This is a genomic window from Mesorhizobium sp. LNHC232B00, assembly GCF_000502435.1.
In the GTDB taxonomy this organism is placed as follows: Bacteria; Pseudomonadota; Alphaproteobacteria; order Rhizobiales; family Rhizobiaceae; genus Mesorhizobium; species Mesorhizobium opportunistum.
Genome location: NZ_AYWP01000002.1, coordinates 19,869 through 35,759, shown reverse-complemented (window position 1 = coordinate 35,759; position 15,891 = coordinate 19,869). Strand labels below are relative to the sequence as shown.

21 protein-coding genes and 1 pseudogene are annotated in these 15,891 nt (G+C 64.4%); 18 read left to right on the top strand and 4 right to left on the bottom strand.

The window, feature by feature from the left end; genetic code table 11:
• Positions 1–146 precede the first annotated feature (146 nt).
• Positions 147–350: a YdcH family protein gene (locus X743_RS166305; protein WP_013892598.1), complete on the top strand. Its 204-nt coding sequence runs from the start codon at positions 147–149 to the stop codon at positions 348–350.
• A 35-nt stretch (positions 351–385) separates the two neighbouring features.
• Here the strand turns inward: X743_RS166305 and X743_RS166310 are convergent, their stop codons facing one another.
• A complete protein-coding gene (locus X743_RS166310) occupies positions 386–1,174 on the bottom strand; it encodes an IclR family transcriptional regulator (protein ID WP_023763697.1) in 789 nt (262 codons plus the stop codon).
• Between the two features lie 169 nt (positions 1,175–1,343).
• On the opposite strand from X743_RS166310, the pseudogene X743_RS01000000168570 reads away from it, so the two are divergent.
• From X743_RS01000000168570 to X743_RS166360, 11 genes and pseudogenes are all read left to right on the top strand, one after another.
• A pseudogene (locus X743_RS01000000168570) lies at positions 1,344–2,248 on the top strand (transporter substrate-binding domain-containing protein).
• Positions 2,249–2,318: 70 nt separating this feature from the next.
• Positions 2,319–2,984 carry an amino acid ABC transporter permease gene (locus tag X743_RS166315; RefSeq protein WP_013892595.1) on the top strand — a complete coding sequence of 222 codons (666 nt, stop codon included), beginning with the start codon at positions 2,319–2,321 and terminating at the stop codon, positions 2,982–2,984.
• A gap of 1 nt (position 2,985) precedes the next feature.
• A complete protein-coding gene (locus X743_RS166320) occupies positions 2,986–3,636 on the top strand; it encodes an amino acid ABC transporter permease (protein WP_023763696.1) in 651 nt (216 codons plus the stop codon).
• A gap of 4 nt (positions 3,637–3,640) precedes the next feature.
• The gene (locus X743_RS166325; RefSeq protein WP_013892593.1) at positions 3,641–4,435 is read left to right on the top strand and encodes an amino acid ABC transporter ATP-binding protein; all 795 of its coding nucleotides are present in this window, start codon (positions 3,641–3,643) and stop codon (positions 4,433–4,435) included.
• Between the two features lie 70 nt (positions 4,436–4,505).
• A complete protein-coding gene (locus X743_RS166330) occupies positions 4,506–4,970 on the top strand; it encodes a RidA family protein (RefSeq protein WP_023763695.1) in 465 nt (154 codons plus the stop codon).
• 25 nt (positions 4,971–4,995) lie between these two features.
• Positions 4,996–6,201, top strand: a complete 1,206-nt coding sequence (locus tag X743_RS166335) for an aminotransferase class V-fold PLP-dependent enzyme (protein WP_031257394.1) — start codon at positions 4,996–4,998, stop codon at positions 6,199–6,201.
• 136 nt (positions 6,202–6,337) lie between these two features.
• Entirely contained in the window at positions 6,338–6,541 is a 204-nt protein-coding gene (locus X743_RS166340; RefSeq protein ID WP_023763693.1) for a hypothetical protein, read from the top strand.
• Positions 6,542–6,587: 46 nt separating this feature from the next.
• Positions 6,588–7,127: a sigma-70 family RNA polymerase sigma factor gene (locus X743_RS166345; RefSeq protein WP_023763692.1), complete on the top strand. Its 540-nt coding sequence runs from the start codon at positions 6,588–6,590 to the stop codon at positions 7,125–7,127.
• The gene (locus X743_RS166350) at positions 7,124–8,032 is read left to right on the top strand and encodes an anti-sigma factor (protein WP_023763691.1); all 909 of its coding nucleotides are present in this window, start codon (positions 7,124–7,126) and stop codon (positions 8,030–8,032) included. The genes X743_RS166345 and X743_RS166350 overlap by 4 nt, the downstream gene beginning before the upstream one ends.
• Positions 8,033–8,118: 86 nt before the next feature.
• Positions 8,119–8,616, top strand: coding sequence for a 5-(carboxyamino)imidazole ribonucleotide mutase (purE, locus tag X743_RS166355; protein ID WP_023763690.1), 498 nt, complete (start codon positions 8,119–8,121; stop codon positions 8,614–8,616).
• Positions 8,613–9,689 (top strand): 5-(carboxyamino)imidazole ribonucleotide synthase, encoded by a 1,077-nt coding sequence (locus tag X743_RS166360; RefSeq protein WP_023763689.1) that lies wholly within the window; start codon positions 8,613–8,615, stop codon positions 9,687–9,689. The genes purE and X743_RS166360 overlap by 4 nt, the downstream gene beginning before the upstream one ends.
• Before the next feature lie 8 nt (positions 9,690–9,697).
• Here X743_RS166360 and X743_RS166365 read toward each other — a convergent pair whose 3' ends face one another.
• Positions 9,698–10,117: a lysozyme inhibitor LprI family protein gene (locus tag X743_RS166365; RefSeq protein WP_023763688.1), complete on the bottom strand. Its 420-nt coding sequence runs from the start codon at positions 10,115–10,117 to the stop codon at positions 9,698–9,700.
• A 230-nt stretch (positions 10,118–10,347) separates the two neighbouring features.
• Between X743_RS166365 and ykgO the strand changes: the two genes are divergently transcribed.
• The 4 genes from ykgO to X743_RS166385 all read left to right on the top strand — a co-directional run bounded on the left by ykgO (position 10,348) and on the right by X743_RS166385 (position 12,909).
• Positions 10,348–10,473 (top strand): type B 50S ribosomal protein L36, encoded by a 126-nt coding sequence (ykgO, locus tag X743_RS166370; protein ID WP_006327841.1) that lies wholly within the window; start codon positions 10,348–10,350, stop codon positions 10,471–10,473.
• Positions 10,474–10,581: 108 nt separating this feature from the next.
• Positions 10,582–11,181 (top strand): hypothetical protein, encoded by a 600-nt coding sequence (locus tag X743_RS166375; protein ID WP_023763687.1) that lies wholly within the window; start codon positions 10,582–10,584, stop codon positions 11,179–11,181.
• Positions 11,182–11,324: 143 nt separating this feature from the next.
• Positions 11,325–12,392, top strand: a complete 1,068-nt coding sequence (locus X743_RS166380) for an alpha/beta hydrolase (protein ID WP_023763686.1) — start codon at positions 11,325–11,327, stop codon at positions 12,390–12,392.
• Between the two features lie 52 nt (positions 12,393–12,444).
• On the top strand, positions 12,445–12,909 hold the full coding sequence (locus X743_RS166385; RefSeq protein ID WP_023763685.1) for a hypothetical protein: 465 nt from the start codon (positions 12,445–12,447) through the stop codon (positions 12,907–12,909).
• A gap of 9 nt (positions 12,910–12,918) precedes the next feature.
• Here the strand turns inward: X743_RS166385 and pyk are convergent, their stop codons facing one another.
• Together pyk and X743_RS166395 are read right to left on the bottom strand one after the other, a co-directional pair.
• Positions 12,919–14,352, bottom strand: coding sequence for a pyruvate kinase (gene pyk, locus X743_RS166390; RefSeq protein ID WP_023763684.1), 1,434 nt, complete (start codon positions 14,350–14,352; stop codon positions 12,919–12,921).
• Positions 14,349–14,837 carry a DUF1036 domain-containing protein gene (locus X743_RS166395; RefSeq protein ID WP_031249900.1) on the bottom strand — a complete coding sequence of 163 codons (489 nt, stop codon included), beginning with the start codon at positions 14,835–14,837 and terminating at the stop codon, positions 14,349–14,351. The genes pyk and X743_RS166395 overlap by 4 nt, the downstream gene beginning before the upstream one ends.
• On the opposite strand from X743_RS166395, the gene X743_RS1000000172700 reads away from it, so the two are divergent.
• Entirely contained in the window at positions 14,752–14,940 is a 189-nt protein-coding gene (locus tag X743_RS1000000172700) for a hypothetical protein (protein WP_198028412.1), read from the top strand. The two genes, X743_RS166395 and X743_RS1000000172700, sit on opposite strands and share 86 nt — an antisense overlap.
• A gap of 142 nt (positions 14,941–15,082) precedes the next feature.
• Positions 15,083–15,880, top strand: a complete 798-nt coding sequence (locus X743_RS166400; RefSeq protein ID WP_023763682.1) for an N-formylglutamate amidohydrolase — start codon at positions 15,083–15,085, stop codon at positions 15,878–15,880.
• The last annotated feature ends 11 nt before the right edge of the window (positions 15,881–15,891 follow it).

Here is a 15,891-nt window from a genome sequence, read left to right as displayed (position 1 = left end):
ACCTTCCGGCTGGGATGTCGAATGCTGCGTGGTAGCATTCCACGACAATGTGAAATGTGATATGGCCTGCGCGCCGGTGGCAGAAATTGCCGCCCCCGCCCAATCAGGCCCAGTTTTGGGCGCCGCAGACGTGCAGACGGTAGAGAATGTCCGATCAGGAACAGGCCGATATTCGCCTCGAATTTTCCCGGCTGAAGCAGGAACACGCCGATTTCGACGCGGCGATCAACGCGATGATCGCCATGGGTTGTGATCCGCTGCAAATCCAGCGCATGAAGAAGAAGAAACTGGTCCTCAAGGATCGGCTGATGGCGTTGGAAGACAAGATCATCCCCGACATCATCGCTTGAGCCGCGGGCACCAGGCGTCCTCCATCATGCTTCGCCTATCCGGCGATCGATAGCCTGGCGGCGCGCTCGCGCAGCAGGCCGATGAGGCTGGCGGTCCGCTCATCGTTGGTATCGATGGGAACCACCAGGCACATCGTCGCCTCGACCTTGCCCGGCGCTGAAAAGACCGGCACGGCAAGGCACTTCGTATAGGCATCGACCAGCCCCGAAGTGACGCAGTAGCCGGTGACCCGCGCCTTGGCGATGTCGGCGATGAAATCGTCGAGCTTGAGCTTGCGCCCGTCGGGCAGCACGAGATCGTCGTCCGATACCATGGCTTCGATCGCGGCCCTGTCCAGCCCCGCCAGCAGCAGCCGCCCCGAAGCGGTCCACGGCAGCGGTATCTGCAGGCCGGTGGCCGAACTGATGCGGAACGGCCTGGTACCCGGGCTCGCGTGGACGATGGTGTAGCGGCCACTTTGCAGCATGCACAGTTCCGAGGTCTCGCCGGTCTCGCGCGACAGATTGTCGACCTCCTGGCGCCCTCGCCGCATCAGGTCGTTACCGCGCACATAATCCATCCCGTAGAGGTAGAGCTTCTTGCCGAAATAGACGCGGTTGCCGTCGCCTTCCATTTCCAGCAGGCCGGCGTCGACCAGCGACCGCACCAGCGTGTAGGTCGTCGAGCGCGGTGCGTTCACCCCCTTGGCAAGGTCGCCGATGCCGATGGCGCGCTGTGTCGTATGAAGAAACTCCAGGATTTCAAGCACCCGGTTGAGGCCCTTTTCCCGGGAGCCTGAAATCTTCTCGCCGGCTGAAACAGCCAGGGCATTGGTATCTTGCATTGTCGGTTCCTGATGTTAGTATCTGTCTTGTACAGGATACATACGTCTCTTGTAAGAGACAATCGCTGTGAAAACAATGACGTGTCTTGCCTGTGCATAGGGGAACACAACACGAAAGGAGGTCGCCGTGAACGACACATCCGGAAGACGTGATTTTCTGAAATTGGGAATGGCGGGACTGGCGACGGCCGGTGTTTTGGCAACCGTCGATGCCCAGAAGGCCGCCGCCCAGGCAGCGTCCGACAGCTTGCTGCGCACCGTGCTCGACCGCGGCAAGCTCATCGTCGGCACCGGCAGCACCAACGCGCCCTGGCATTTCGAAAACGATGCCGGCGAGCTGGTCGGCATGGACATCACCATGGGGCGCATCCTGGCCAAGGGCCTTTTCGACGATCCGACCAAGGTCGAGTTCGTCATGCAGGATCCGGCGCAGCGCATTCCCAACGTCACCACCAACAAGGTCGACATCACCATCCAGTTCATGACGATGACGGCGCAGCGCTCGCAGCTGATCAACTTCACCAGGCCGTATTACGTCGAAGGCGTCGCCTTGCTGACGCTTCCCAACGCCGAGAACAAGACCTTCGACAAATTGCTTGCCGGCGGTTCGGCGACGCGCATCTCGATCCTGCAGAACGTCGATGCGGAAACTTCGGTCCATTATGCCTTGCCGCAGGCGCAGGTGATGCAGATCGACACCCAGGCCAACGTGCTGCAAGCCTTGGAGTCCAAGCGTGTCGATGCGGCCGCGGTCGATCTCTCCACCGTGCGCTGGCTCGCCTCGCGCAATCCCGACAAATATTTCGATGCCGGCAAAAGCTGGTACTCGATGCTCTATGGCGCGGCCCTGCGGCAAGGNGCAATCCCGACAAATATTTCGATGCCGGCAAAAGCTGGTACTCGATGCTCTATGGCGCGGCCCTGCGGCAAGGCGATCTCGATTGGCTGACCTTCGTCGACCAGACCTTCACCATCGCCATGTTCGGCCATGAATCAGCGCTCTACGACGCTGCCTTCAAGGACTATTTCGGCCAGGAGCCGCCGGCGCGCCACCCGGGCTTCCCGGTCATCTGACCCAGCAGGCGGAGGGGCGGCATTCGCCCTTCCGCTTTTCTTCCGACGCCCTTCACACCGAGGCGGACGCATGGGCTATGCCCTCAATTTCAACCTGATCTGGCGGCATTTCGACAAGCTTTGGGGCGGACTGCTGCTCAGCCTCGAGCTTGCCGTCATCTCGATCGCCATCGGCGTCGTCATCGGGCTGGTGCTCGCGGTCTGGTATGTCTCGGCCGGACGCGTGGTGCGGGCGGTGATCGCCGCCTATGTCGAATTCATCCGCAACGTACCGCTGATTCTGCTGGTCTATCTCGTCTTCTACGGCTTGCCGACCGTGGTCGACCTCGCCTACAGCGCGCCGACCTCGTTCGTCCTGACGCTGTCGGTCTATAGCGGCGCCTATTTGGTCGAGGTGTTTCGCTCGGGCCTCGAAGCCGTCCCGCGCGGCCAGCTCGATGCCGGCAAGGCGATCGGCCTGACACCGTGGCAGAGGCTGCTGCATGTGCGCCTGCCGACCATGCTGCGCATCACGCTGCCGGCGCTGTCCAACACCTTCATATCGCTGTTCAAGGACACTTCGATCGCCTCGGTCATCTCGGTGCCGGAGCTCACCTACGGGGCCCAGTGGATCAACTTCAACACCTTCCGCATCGTCGAGGTGTATCTGGTCACCACGGCCATGTATCTGGTCACCGGCTATGCCCTGCTTTTCGCGCTCAGGCTCGTCGAGCGCCGGTTCAGGGCGGCGCGCTGACATGCTTGGCCAGATTTTCTACGCCTTGCCGTTCCTCGCCGAAGGCTTCGCCGTGACCTTGTGGGTGTCGCTGCTGGTCGTCGTCCTGTCGCTCATCGCCGGTATCCTGCTGGGTGTCGGCCTGGTCTATGGCCCCACTCCGTTGCGCTGGGCGGTGCGCATCTTCTCGGACACCATCCGCGGCATCCCGATCCTGGTGCTGATGTTCTTCGTCTATTACGGCCTGCCGGCGATCGGGCTTCATCTGCCATCATTCTGGGCCGCCGTGTTCGCGCTCACCTTGTTCAAGACGGCGCAAGTGGTGGAATATGTGCGCGGCGCCGTCGGCTCCATCCCCAAGGGCCAGTCCGAAGCGGCGATGGCGATCGGGCTGACCTTCCGCCAGCGACTGGCCTACGTCATCTTCCCGCAGGCGTTCCGGCGCTTCCTGCCGCCGTGGATCAACGGCGTCACCGACGCGGTCAAGGGCAGCGCACTGGTGTCGCTGCTCGGCATCACCGATCTGATGCAGGCCATCAACCAGGTCATCGGCCGCACCTATGAGGCGATGCCGCTCTATATACTGGGCGCGCTCATCTACTTCGCGGTCAACTACGCGCTCTCGCTCGCCAGCCGGCGACTCGAGCGGCGCTTCTCCTTCATCCGGGAATAGCACGATGTCCGAAGCCTCAACCGCCAGCCCCGCGCTGCTCGACGTGCGCGATGTCTCCAAGGCCTTCGGCGCCGTCGAGGTGCTGCGTTCCGTCAGCCTTGAGGTCAAGCGCGGCGAGGTGGTCACCGTCATCGGCCCCTCCGGCAGCGGCAAGACCACGCTGCTGCGCTGCGTCAACTTCCTGGAGAGCTACGACAGCGGCTCGATCCGCATCGACGGCAAGGAGGTCGGCTACCGCGAGGCCGCAACGCGCCAGCGCCGCAGCGAGCGCGACTTGGCCAGTATGCGCGCCGAGACCGGCATGGTATTCCAGAGCTTCAACCTGTTTCCGCATTTGACGGCGGCCGGCAATATCATGCTCGGGCTCACCAAGGTGCGCGGAAAGAGCGAGGCCGAGGCGCGCCAGGCGGCCGAACACTGGCTCGGCCGCGTTGGTTTGGCCCACAAGGCCGACAGCCTGCCCGCCGAGCTCTCCGGCGGCCAGCAGCAGCGCGTCGGCATCGCGCGCGCCGTGGCCATGGAGCCCAAAATCCTGCTGCTTGACGAGATCACCTCCGCGCTCGACCCCGAACTGGTCGGCGAGGTGCTGGCCGTGGTGCGCAGCCTCGCCGAGGACGGCATGACCATGCTGATGGTGACGCATGAAATGGCCTTCGCCCGCGACGCATCGAGCCGCATCGTCTTCATGGCCGATGGTGGCGTCAGCGCTGTTGGTCCGCCCAAGGAAATCCTCGCGGCGGAGACCAGCAACGAACGCCTCCGCACCTTCCTGGCGCGCTTCCGCGCCTCGCATTTCTGACATCGGACGGCCGACACCGCCCATTTTTTGAATATCGGATGGCTGAAGCCATCCAAGGGAGCCTTCTTCCATGACGCCTTACATCCGGCTCGCCGAACTCGGCCTGAAGCTGCCCGAGCCGCCGACGCCCATCGCCAACTTCGTCACCCATGCAGAGAGCGGCCGGCTGATCTTCCTCTCCGGCCAGGGGCCGCTGCGCGCCGACGGCACGCTTTGCACCGGCAAGGTCGGCGACGACGTGACGGTCGAGCAGGCGTATGAGCATGCCCGCCTCACCGGGCTCAACCTGCTCGCCGTCATGCATGCCGCCGCCGGCGATCTCGGCCGCATCGTTCGCGTCGTCAAGCTGCTCGGCTTCGTCAATGCGACGCCGACCTTCAGCGACCATCCGAAGGTGGTCAACGGCTGCTCGGACCTGTTCGCCGATGTCTTCGACAAGATCGGCGGCCATGCGCGCTCGGCGATCGGCGTCGGCTCGCTGCCTGGAAACATCACTGTCGAAATCGAGGCGGTCGTCGAGATCGCCGCAGCCTGATTTGTCACTCACGGGACCTGCTGACATGAAAACCTATTCCGACACCGGCTCCAACACCACCATCCGCGAACGGCTGGGCTTGCGGCCGATCATCAATGTCTCCGGCACAATGACTGCGCTGGGCGCATCGATCATCGCTCCCGAAGCGATCAGCGCCATGGCCGAAATGGCCTCGCAATGGGTGGAGATGGACGATCTGCAGCGCGCCGCGAGCACGGTGGTCGCGCGCCTCACCGGCGGCGAGGCCGGCTTCATCACCGCCTGCTGCGCCAGCGGCATCACCATGGCGATCGCCGGGGCGATGACCGGAACCAGCCTTCTCGCCATCGAGCGCCTGCCTGACGACACGGGCGACCTCAAGTCGGAGGTCGTCATCCAGCTTGGCCACATCGTCAATTACGGCGCGCCGATCGACCAGTCGGTCCGCGTCGCCGGCGCCAAAGTGATCCCCGCCGGCACCGTCAGCGTCACGCAGGACTATCACGTGCGCGAAGCGATCAACGAGCGCACGGCCGCCGGCGTCTACGTCGTCGCCCACCACACCGTGCAGTACGGCATGCTGTCGCTGGAGGAGTTCTGCGAGATCTGCCACGCCAAGGGCGTGCCGGTGATTGTCGATGCCGCTTCCGAATATGATCTGCGCGGCTTCCTGGCGCGCGGCGCCGACGTCGTGATCTACAGCGGCCATAAATTCCTCTCAGGCCCGACCAGCGGCATCGTCACCGGGCGCAAGGACCTGGTACGGTCAGCCTATCTGCAGAACCGGGGCGTCGCGCGCGCCATGAAGGTCGGCAAGGAGAGCATCGCCGGCACCATGGCGGCGCTGGAAGCCTGGGAAAAGCGCGACCACGCCGGCATCCGCCGCCGCGAGGAGGAAGCGCTCAATCTCTGGAAGGACGCATTGCAGGGACTGCCGGGCATCCTTGCCAACATCATCCCCGATCCGACCGCCAATCCGCTCGACCGTCTGCAGATCTTCGTCTCGCCGGAGAGCCGGTTCAGTGCCGCCGGCCTCGCCTCGGCGCTGGCGGCAGGCTCGCCGCCGATCATCGTGCGCAACCACGAGGTCGAGCGCGGTCATTTCTTCCTCGACCCCTGCAACCTTCACCCCGGCGAGGCCGAAATCGTCGCCGAACGGCTGCGCGCTGTACTAACCGCGAAGGATCGTCCCGCCGATGCGATGAAAGCCGCCCGCAAGGATTCGTCCGGCGCCTTGCGCTGGCCGGATTGAACGCGGAACCAGCATCGACCGGCTAAATCAGGCTGATCACGCGACTGTGAACAGCCTGATTTGCGCGCTGCGGGAATAAACCCCAGCCGCAACAAGTCTCCTTGGCATACGCCACTGCTGGCGTTGAGGAGATCGCATGCCCTATCATCGAGAGCCCGGCGAACATGGTTGCGGCGCCAGCCGTCGCCATGTGCTGGAGCGCATGATCGCCATCGGTCCCTCCTCTGTGGTTCTTGACACCGGTGACGCAGATGAATTCACTTCCAGCAAGGCAGGCGACCTTGCCTGCTCCTGGGGGCTTTACCCCTGCGAGCAAGGCAAACTCGCTGTCGCGTCCTGAGGCGGCACGCCCGGTCTTGTCCGGAGTATCGGATCATGGTGCTGCTTTGAGCGAGAGGGCGCTGGCGGAACGCTTCAATGAGGTGGTGCTGCCGCATCTCGGCGACGCGCTGGCACTTGCCCGCTGGCTGACCGGCAATGCGGCCGATGCCGAGGACGTCGTGCAGGACGCCTGCATCAAGGCGCATGCCGGGATCGCAGGCTATGCCGGCGGCAATTCCCGCGCCTGGCTGCTGACCATCGTGCGCAACACCTCCTACACCTGGATGGCGCGCAACCGGCCGCGCGGCATGACGGCCGTCGGCGACCTCGGCGATCTCGACGACATGGCCGCCGCGCACGGCACCAGCCTGCCGGACGAGGATGGCCCGGAAGCGAGCCTGATCGCCAGGGCGGACACAGCGGCACTCGAGGCCGCAATCGCTGCGCTGCCGCAGCCGTTTCGCGAAACGCTGGTGCTGCGCGACATCAATGGCCTGAGCTATCGCGAGATAGCGGCCATGCTTGCCGTGCCGATCGGTACGGTGATGTCCAGGCTGGCCCGTGCTCGCGGCCTGCTGGCGTCTGAACTGGGGAGAGCGTCATGACACACGACGACGGACTGCCCAATGATCCCGAAGGTATCAGACTGATGATCCATGCCCTTGTCGATGGTGAGCTCGATGCGGCCGCCGCACTTGCCGTGGAGCGGCGCATCGCCGCCGACCCGCGGCTTGCCGCCGAGCATGCCCGTATCATGGCCTTGCGGGGAGCGGTGAGCCGCTTGCCGCGCCCCGATGTCAGCGATGCCTTTCGAGCCCGCATCGCGGCGATCGGCATGGCCGGCACCGAACAACAGGCGCAGGCCGGGGCGACGGAGCCGCAGCGTGGCGTGCCGTCGGCGCTGCCGGGGTTGATTGCGAGCCCTGGCGGCGGCCAGCGCCGGGAAGCCGGGACACGGCCTTCCCAGGCGCGGCCATCACCAAGGGCGCACCGTTTCGGCACGTTCGACTGGCGCGCCATGGCCGCGTCGATCATGGTCAGCGCGGTGCTGGCCAGCGGGGCGACGCAATGGGCGATGTTCAGTGGCGCGGAAGATGGCTTTGCCGCCGCGGTCGCCAGCGGCCACCGCCGCAGCCTGCTTGCCGCGAGCCCGATCGACATCGTCTCGTCCGACCGCCATACGGTCAAGCCCTGGCTCGATGCCCGGATCGGCGTCTCGCCGCCGGCCCCGGACCTTGCCCAGGACGGCTTCGCGCTGATCGGCGGCCGGGTCGAGGTGATATCGGGCCGGCCGGTGCCGGCACTGGTCTACCGGCACCGCGAGCACCTGATCACGCTGGTCGCCGAGCCGCAGCAAGGCGGCAAGACCGCCCAGCCGGACGACCTTTCGTCGGGCGGCTTCTCGATGGTCCACTGGAGCGATGGCGCCTTCTCCTACTGGGCGATCTCCGACATGGAGCGGCCGGAGCTCGACGACTTCGTCGCCCGCTTCCGCAAGGCTGCGGTGTGAGCCAATACGCGGCCACTTCGGCTGCCTATCCTTGCCGTGGCGCGCGAATTCCGCTAAGGCGCGCCTTTGTCGCCGGGAGCATTAGCTTGAACGATCAACGCGCCGACGTCGCCATCATCATGGGCAGCCAGTCCGACTGGGCGACCATGCGCCAGGCCGCCGAAACGCTGGAGGCGCTGGGTGTTCCGCACACGCGGCTGATCATCTCCGCGCACCGCACACCCGACCGGCTCTATGAATTCGCCAAGGGCGCCAAGGCCGCCGGCTACAAGGTGATCATCGCCGGCGCCGGTGGGGCCGCTCATCTGCCAGGCATGACGGCGGCGATGACTCCGCTGCCGGTATTCGGCGTGCCGGTGGAATCGAAGGCGCTGTCTGGACAGGATTCGCTGCTCTCCATCGTCCAGATGCCCGCCGGCATTCCGGTCGGGACGCTGGCCATCGGCAAGGCTGGTGCGGCCAACGCCGCCCTGCTGGCCGCTGCCGTGCTGGCGCTGAACGACGACAAGCTCGCCCAGCGGCTCGATGCCTGGCGCGCCTCGCAGACCGCCAAGGTCGCGACCGAGCCGACGGACACGCCGTGAGCCTGCCCGCCGGATCGACCATCGGCATCATTGGCGGCGGCCAGCTCGGCCGCATGCTGGCAATGGCCGCCGCCCGCCTCGGCTACCACACCGTGGTGCTGGAGCCGCAAGCGGATTGTCCGGCCGCGCAAGTCGCCAACCGGCAGATAACGGCCGCCTATGACGACCCGGCGGCCCTTGCCGAACTGGCAGCGGCAAGTACCGTCGTCACCTACGAGTTCGAGAACGTTCCGGTTGCCGCCGCAGGCGCGCTTGCCGCCAAGGTGCCGGTCTACCCGCCGCCACGCGCCCTCGAAGTGGCGCAGGATCGGGTGGGCGAGAAGACGTTCCTCAACGACATCGGCATTGCCACGGCCGATTTCCGCCCCGTCGACACTGACGACGGACTGACGGCGGCGCTGAAAGAATTCGGCGGCAGCGGCATCCTGAAGACGCGGCGCTTGGGCTATGACGGCAAGGGCCAACGCGTCTTCCGCAACATGGAAACCGGCGGTTTTGTCGGCACCTGCGAGGCGATGGGCAATGTCCCGCTGATCCTGGAAAGTTTCGTGCCGTTCGAGCGCGAGATATCCGTGATCGCGGCGCGTGGATCGGACGGAACCGTGGCGGCCTACGACCCGGCCGAAAATGTCCACCGCAACGGCATCCTGCATACCTCGACCCTGCCGGCCGCCATCAGGCCTGAAACAGCGCAGGCGGCACGAGCGGCGGCGGCAAAGATCCTGTCGGCGCTCGACTATGTCGGCGTCATCGGCGTCGAGTTCTTCGTGCTGGCCGATGGCTCGCTGCTGGCCAACGAGATCGCCCCGCGCGTCCACAATTCCGGCCATTGGACCGAAGCCGCCTGCACCGTCTCGCAGTTCGAGCAGCACATCCGCGCCGTCGCCGGCCTGCCGCTGGGAGACCCGAGGCGTCATTCCGATTGCGTGATGGAGAACCTGATCGGCGATGACGTGCTGCGTGTCCCCGAACTGCTCGCCGAGCCCGACCTGATGCTGCATCTCTACGGCAAGGCCGAGGCGCGGCTCGGTCGCAAGATGGGCCATTTCACCCGCATCGGCCGCTTGGCTTAGTCCAAGAGCTATTGCACCTCGTCGCTGTCCTCGTCGGGGCTGGCGCAACTGACATCGCCTTCCTCGCAATTGGCCGCGGCGGCGAGTTGCCTAGTGCGATCATCGGTCAGCCTGGTAAGGCATTGCGAAACCGCCATCGCGTGAATGGAACCGCCTGCGCTGGCGGCCGTGGAATGCGCGCACTCGGCGTCGCGGAAGGTGATCCAGGCACGCTGTGCCACCTGCAGCAATCTCTTGCCGTCGGCATCGTCCGAGCTGATCAGGTCCTGGTAGGCCGCATTGAGCCTGGCGTCGGCGGCCTGGTAATCCTCGCCGGCACAGATGTTCATCATTTGCTGGCTGTCGTCCGAGCGGTCGCATTCCTGCGCCCGGACAATCGAGGTTCCCGCCAGCAGGACAAGGCAGGCGGACAGGAAAATTCGGCGCATGGTCATCCCCCAAATCATGTCACGGCTGGCGGATCATTCCAGCCGAGCCCCGACCATGCAATGCCGTAGGCCGACATGGCGGATATTTGATGTTAAGGCGGAGTGGAGCACGCTTGCGGTTGACACGGACAAGGCTCCTCGTTTATGAGCCACCCACAGTTCAAAGGCGCGTCTTCTGGCGCGCCTTAAAATTTCGACCCGGGACCGGGTCCACACCGACAGGCAAGACCATGAAGATCAAGAATTCGCTCAAGGCGTTGAAGGCGCGTCACCGCGACAACCAGCTGGTTCGCCGCAAAGGCCGCGTCTACATCATCAACAAGACCGCCCCCCGCTACAAGGCGCGCCAGGGCTGAGTTTTCGGCCGGAGGCTTTTTGCCTCCGCCAATTGATGCTTGTCGGCCTGCCGGCCTCTCACGCTAAAATCACTTTGATGTTCCGCCGCCCGGGACTAGGATCGGGCGATGCGGATTCTTTTTGCATTCTTGACAGCTTTGCTCGTTGCCGGCGCCCTGCCGGCCATGGCGGATGACCAGGCGGCTCCGCCGGCAGCCCCGAATGCACCGGCCGCGCCGATGACGAAGCAGGATCGGCTCGACAAGCTGTTCACCGACCTGAAGCGCGAGCGCAACGAAAAGGCGGCCGAACGCATCGCCGGCAACATCTGGAACGAATGGTCCCAGTCGGGCAGCGCCTCGATCGACCTGATGATGCAATGGTCGCAAAAGGCGATCGAGAACCAGAAGTTCGACGTCGCGCTCGATTTCCTCGATCAGGTGGTGACCTTGCAGCCGAGCTACGCCGAAGGCTGGAACCGGCGCGCCACCGTGCATTTCATGATGAAGAACTACGGCAAGTCGATGTCCGACATCGACCATACGCTGCAGCTCGAGCCGCGCCATTTCGGCGCGCTGTCCGGTCTGGCGCAGATCATGGCGCTGACCGGCCACAAGCAGTCAGCGCTCGAGGCCTGGCAGAAGGTGCTGGTCATCTACCCGATGATGCGCAGCGCCCAGGACCAGGTCGCGACGCTTTCGGAAGAGCTTGCCGGAGAAGGCATTTGAGGCAGTAGGGAATAGGGAGTAAGGCAGTAGGGTTGCAGATTGCACTGTGAAACGCAGCCCTACTGCCTACTGCCTACTGCCTACCGCCTACTGCCTATTCCCTGTTCCAGAACTTATCCCTCCCCACCCCCGTATCTCCCCGAATGAACCTGATCTCCGCCGTACTCGCCTTCCTGATGGCGCTTGTCTTTGGCTTCGTCGGCGTCACCCGCGTCGGTTCATGGCTGATCGAGCGTCGCAATCCGCCGATCGGTGAATTCGCCAACATCAACGGCGCGCGCATCCACTATGTCCACGTCCCGGCGCCCGCCAATGCGGACCTGCCGCCGATCGTCTTCATCCACGGCGCCAGCGCCAATCTCCGGGATCAGATGCTGCCGCTGCGGCCACCGCTCGAAGGACGCGCCGAAATGCTGTTCTTCGATCGGCCGGGGCACGGCTGGTCAGGGCGCGGCCCCGGCAACAATGAGGATCCGTCGGCTCAGGCAAGAACGCTGGCCGCACTCATGGATCATCTCGGCATTCGCAAGGCAATCATCGTCGGCCATTCCTTCGGTGGCGCCATAAGCACCGCCTTTGGCCGCGAACATGCCGACAAGACGCTCGGTCTCGTCTTCCTCGCACCCGCGACCCATCCCTGGCCGGGCGGCGCGACTGCCTGGTACTACGATCTGACCACCATTCCGGTGATCGGCCGGCTGTTCTCCGAAACGCTGGCCTATCCCGCCGGAACGCTGCAGATGGCCGATGCCACCACCTGCGTGTTCTCGCCCAACAAGGTGCCGGACAATTATCCCGGCATGGCCTCGATCCCGCTGGTGCTGCGGCCGGCGGCCTTTCGCGCCAACGCCACCGACGTCGCCGGGCTCTATCGCTATGCGCTCGGCGCGGCACCGCGCTACAACGGGATCACGGCGCCGACCGTGATCATCTCCGGCGATCGCGACAAGGTCGTCTATGCGCATATCCATTCCGTCGGCCTGGCGCGCGACATATCGGGCGCTGAACTGATCTGGGTGCGCAATCTCGGCCACAAGCCCGACTGGATCGCCGCCGACCTCGTGGTTGGCGCCATCGAGAAGGTTGCCGGCAAGGCCGTCGATCTGGAGGCGATGGCCAAGGTGGTGGAAGCACGAATTGCAGGCGATACATACGGTGCCGGCAAGTGCGCCGACATCAAGGAACCTGAAGCGGAGCTGGCACCGACCTGATGCGCGTCTCCCGAAAAAGTTCATCGCACGGCGCCATCAGGACCCGAGCGGCATGTACGTCCTGAAGCACGGCATAAAGAGAAACCCCGAAAAGCGATGGGCACTGCCGGATCGCATCTTCTTCGGTCATGGCGCATGCGCCATTCTCGCCGGCACCTTCCTCAAGCATCCCCCTCTGGAGGGATTCTACGCAGAGCGGATCATTCCAGGCGAAGGTTTTTCGGGAAACCATATCTATGTGACGAACGGCATCGTCGCTTTCGACTACCACGGCTACTCCAGCCGTGAGCGGCTCCTGGTACACCACAGCAAAGGCTGGGTCTCGCACAGTGCGGGATGGCATTGCACGATCGAGAAGGTCGATTTCGATCTGCTCGACACGGCCGAACTCAACCGACGAAAGATACTGGGCCCGGATCAGTACCTGCACGACCCTATTCCTCGCGCACGCACGTTTCTTCAGCGCAGGGATCACGCTGAAGCCGCGGCACGAGCACTCAGAATTGCGACAGGCTGAAGCCCCGCTTTACCGGCCGGCCGTTTCCGATCCGACATAGGCGATGCGCAGCATATTGGTCGATCCGGGCGTCCTCAGCGGCACGCCGGCCGTGATGATGACGCGGTCGCCAGGCTTGCCGAATTCCTCTTCCAGCGCGATGCGGCAGGCACGGTTCACCATGTCGTCGAGGTCGGTGGCGTCGGGCGACACGACGCAATGCGTGCCCCACAACAGCGACAGCCGCCTGGCCGTGTTGAGGATCGGCGACAACGCGATGATCGGCACCTGCGGCCGTTCGCGCGCCGCACGCAGGCCGGTGGTGCCGGATGCGGTGTAGGTGATGATCGCCGACAGTTTCAGCGTTTCGGCGATTTCGCGGGCGGCCAGCGAAATGGCGTCGGCGCCGGTCGCTTCGGGCTCGGAGCGCTGCGCGTTGATAATACCGGCATAAGTCGGATCGGTTTCGACCTTGGCGGCGATGCGGTTCATCATTGCCACCGCTTCGACGGGATAGGCACCAGCCGCCGATTCGGCCGACAGCATGATGGCGTCGGCGCCTTCGAACACGGCGATGGAGACGTCGGACACCTCGGCGCGGGTCGGCACGGGCGCGGTGATCATCGATTCCAGCATCTGCGTGGCCACCACCACTGGCTTGCCGGCCCGGCGCGCGGCGCGCGTGATCTGCTTCTGGATACCGGGCACGGCCTCGAGCGGCATCTCGACGCCGAGATCGCCACGGGCGACCATCAGCGCATCGGACAATTCGATGATCTCGGCCAGCCGGGCAACGGCTTGCGGCTTTTCGATCTTGGCCATGATCAGCGCCCGGCCGCGTGCGATCTTGCGCGCCTCGGCCAGATCCTCGGGCCGCTGCACGAAGGACAGCGCGACCCAGTCGACACCCGTGGCGAGCACCGCGTCGAGATCCTTGCGGTCCTTTTCGGTCAGCGCGCCGACCGGCAGGTCGGTATCAGGCAGGCTGACGCCTTTCTTGTCGGAAATCGTGGTGCCGGCAACGACGGTGCAGACGATCGACTTACCGTTGCTCTTCACCGCCTTCAGTTCGAGCTTGCCGTCGTCGATCAGCAGGCGGTGGCCGGCCTCAACCGAGCTCAGGATTTCCGGATGCGGCAGATAGACCCTGGCCGACGTGCCCGGCTCGGGATTGTCGTCGAGCGTGAAGGTCTGGCCCAGCGTCAGCACTTCCTTGCCATTGGCGAACTTGCCAACGCGCAACTTCGGACCTTGCAGGTCGGCGAGGATGCCGATCGGCCGCCCGACCTGTTCCTCGACGGCCCGGATGCGGCCGACCAGCGTGCGCATCAGTTCGTGATCGGTATGGCTCATGTTGATACGGAAGACATCCGCACCGGCTTCGAACAGCTTCTTCAGCATCTCCTCGGAGGAGGAGGCCGGACCGATGGTGGCTAGGATTTTGACCTTGCGGCTGCGTCTCATTGACTATTTGTTCCCGGGGCGGCTGGAGCGCCTCCCGTTGCGGGCTCATCGGTCAGCTGGACCATCCAGCTCGCCTGTTCGCCCGTGTCATATTCCTGGAATCCGGCGCGCTGGAAGCCCCGGGCGACGCAGTCGTTTACGCCGGCGATCTTGAACTCTTTTTCAGCCACGCACATGTTGATCGGGCCGTCCCAGCGTCCACCGCGCTCGGCGTCTTCTGCATAAAGATAGTAAAACCTTGATGACAGCGGCCCTTCGATCAACGTCTTGCAGCTCGATCCTTCGATGTGCCACCAGCCTTCAGTGATCCAGCCGGCCTTGGCGCGATAGCCGATGCCGACTCCGATCAGGTTCTGCGTGGCGTTGCAGACACGGAAATCGGCACGCGCCGGCGAGGCCATGACCATTGCCGACATGCCGACGGTCAGGGTCAGGAGCGGCATGGCAAAGACAGAGCGCATGCGCTGCCTGCCGGCGGAACCCATTCCAAAACCCCTCAAGAACCACATCAGCATCTCTCTGCGCCCCTTTTCGGAAAAGTCCGGGCGCATGTCAACGCACCGTTTTGTTCAATTCCAATCGATTTAGAAAGGCTCCGGCGCACAATTCGCCGACCTCCGCCAGATTTCCCGGGAAACCTTGGCCAAACAACGGCATTGCGCAAGCGTCGCCTTCGTGGAATGACGATAGCACCCTCCCCGGAAGCCAGCGAACAGACCATTTCCCGCCAATGACCCGATCCACAGTTTTCGCGCCTTTCGACATTGTCGAGGGCGATCGCAAGCGAGGCATCGTGCTCCTGGCCGATCATGCCCGCCGCGACCTGCCCGACGAGTATGGCAGCCTCGGCCTGCCCCCGGCGGAGTTCGACCGCCACATCGCCTACGATATCGGTGTCGAAGCGGTGACGCGCGAACTCGCCGCCTTGCTCGACGTCCCGGCGGTGCTCGCCAATTTCTCGCGGCTGCTGATCGATCCCAATCGCGGTGAGGACGACCCGACGCTCATCCGCCAGCTCTACGACGGCACGGTGGTGCCCGGGAACTATCCGCTCGCGCCTGAGGAGCGTGAAAGGCGGCTCGACCGCTTCTTCCGGCCCTATCACGACGCGGTCGGCGCCATGATCGCTTCGGTTGCGCAAGCGTTCGGGCAGGCACCTTTCATTTTCTCCGTCCATTCCTTCACGCCGGTCATGCAGGGCAGGCAACGTCCGTGGCATGTCGGGATCCTCTGGGATCGGGACGACCGGGTGGCGCGGCCGCTGATCGACATGCTGGCCGAGGACGAGGGTCTCGTGGTTGGCGACAATGAACCCTATGACGGCGCGCTGCGCGGCGACACCATGTTCAAGCATGCCATCGTCAACGGATATGCCCATGCGCTGATCGAAATCCGCCAGGATCTGATATCGGATCAGAAGGGCGCCATCGCCTGGGCTGAACGCCTGGCGCCGATCGTTGACGCCATCGACCGCCGTCCCGATATACATGCGGTAAAGATGTTCGGCTCGCGCACCGGGCCCTTATGACGGAGGTTTCG

What these genes read in the sequence shown, in the direction of transcription:
- X743_RS166305 (WP_013892598.1), top strand. Translation starts at nt 147, where the DNA reads ATGTCCGATCAGGAACAGGCCGATATTCGCCTCGAATTTTCCCGGCTG.
- X743_RS166310 (WP_023763697.1), bottom strand. Translation starts at nt 1,174, where the DNA reads ATGCAAGATACCAATGCCCTGGCTGTTTCAGCCGGCGAGAAGATTTCA.
- X743_RS166315 (WP_013892595.1), top strand. Translation starts at nt 2,319, where the DNA reads ATGGGCTATGCCCTCAATTTCAACCTGATCTGGCGGCATTTCGACAAG.
- X743_RS166320 (WP_023763696.1), top strand. Translation starts at nt 2,986, where the DNA reads ATGCTTGGCCAGATTTTCTACGCCTTGCCGTTCCTCGCCGAAGGCTTC.
- X743_RS166325 (WP_013892593.1), top strand. Translation starts at nt 3,641, where the DNA reads ATGTCCGAAGCCTCAACCGCCAGCCCCGCGCTGCTCGACGTGCGCGAT.
- X743_RS166330 (WP_023763695.1), top strand. Translation starts at nt 4,506, where the DNA reads ATGACGCCTTACATCCGGCTCGCCGAACTCGGCCTGAAGCTGCCCGAG.
- X743_RS166335 (WP_031257394.1), top strand. Translation starts at nt 4,996, where the DNA reads ATGAAAACCTATTCCGACACCGGCTCCAACACCACCATCCGCGAACGG.
- X743_RS166340 (WP_023763693.1), top strand. Translation starts at nt 6,338, where the DNA reads ATGCCCTATCATCGAGAGCCCGGCGAACATGGTTGCGGCGCCAGCCGT.
- X743_RS166350 (WP_023763691.1), top strand. Translation starts at nt 7,124, where the DNA reads ATGACACACGACGACGGACTGCCCAATGATCCCGAAGGTATCAGACTG.
- X743_RS166365 (WP_023763688.1), bottom strand. Translation starts at nt 10,117, where the DNA reads ATGCGCCGAATTTTCCTGTCCGCCTGCCTTGTCCTGCTGGCGGGAACC.
- ykgO (WP_006327841.1), top strand. Translation starts at nt 10,348, where the DNA reads ATGAAGATCAAGAATTCGCTCAAGGCGTTGAAGGCGCGTCACCGCGAC.
- X743_RS166375 (WP_023763687.1), top strand. Translation starts at nt 10,582, where the DNA reads ATGCGGATTCTTTTTGCATTCTTGACAGCTTTGCTCGTTGCCGGCGCC.
- X743_RS166380 (WP_023763686.1), top strand. Translation starts at nt 11,325, where the DNA reads ATGAACCTGATCTCCGCCGTACTCGCCTTCCTGATGGCGCTTGTCTTT.
- X743_RS166385 (WP_023763685.1), top strand. Translation starts at nt 12,445, where the DNA reads ATGTACGTCCTGAAGCACGGCATAAAGAGAAACCCCGAAAAGCGATGG.
- pyk (WP_023763684.1), bottom strand. Translation starts at nt 14,352, where the DNA reads ATGAGACGCAGCCGCAAGGTCAAAATCCTAGCCACCATCGGTCCGGCC.
- X743_RS1000000172700 (WP_198028412.1), top strand. Translation starts at nt 14,752, where the DNA reads ATGACCATTGCCGACATGCCGACGGTCAGGGTCAGGAGCGGCATGGCA.
- X743_RS166395 (WP_031249900.1), bottom strand. Translation starts at nt 14,837, where the DNA reads ATGGGTTCCGCCGGCAGGCAGCGCATGCGCTCTGTCTTTGCCATGCCG.
- X743_RS166400 (WP_023763682.1), top strand. Translation starts at nt 15,083, where the DNA reads ATGACCCGATCCACAGTTTTCGCGCCTTTCGACATTGTCGAGGGCGAT.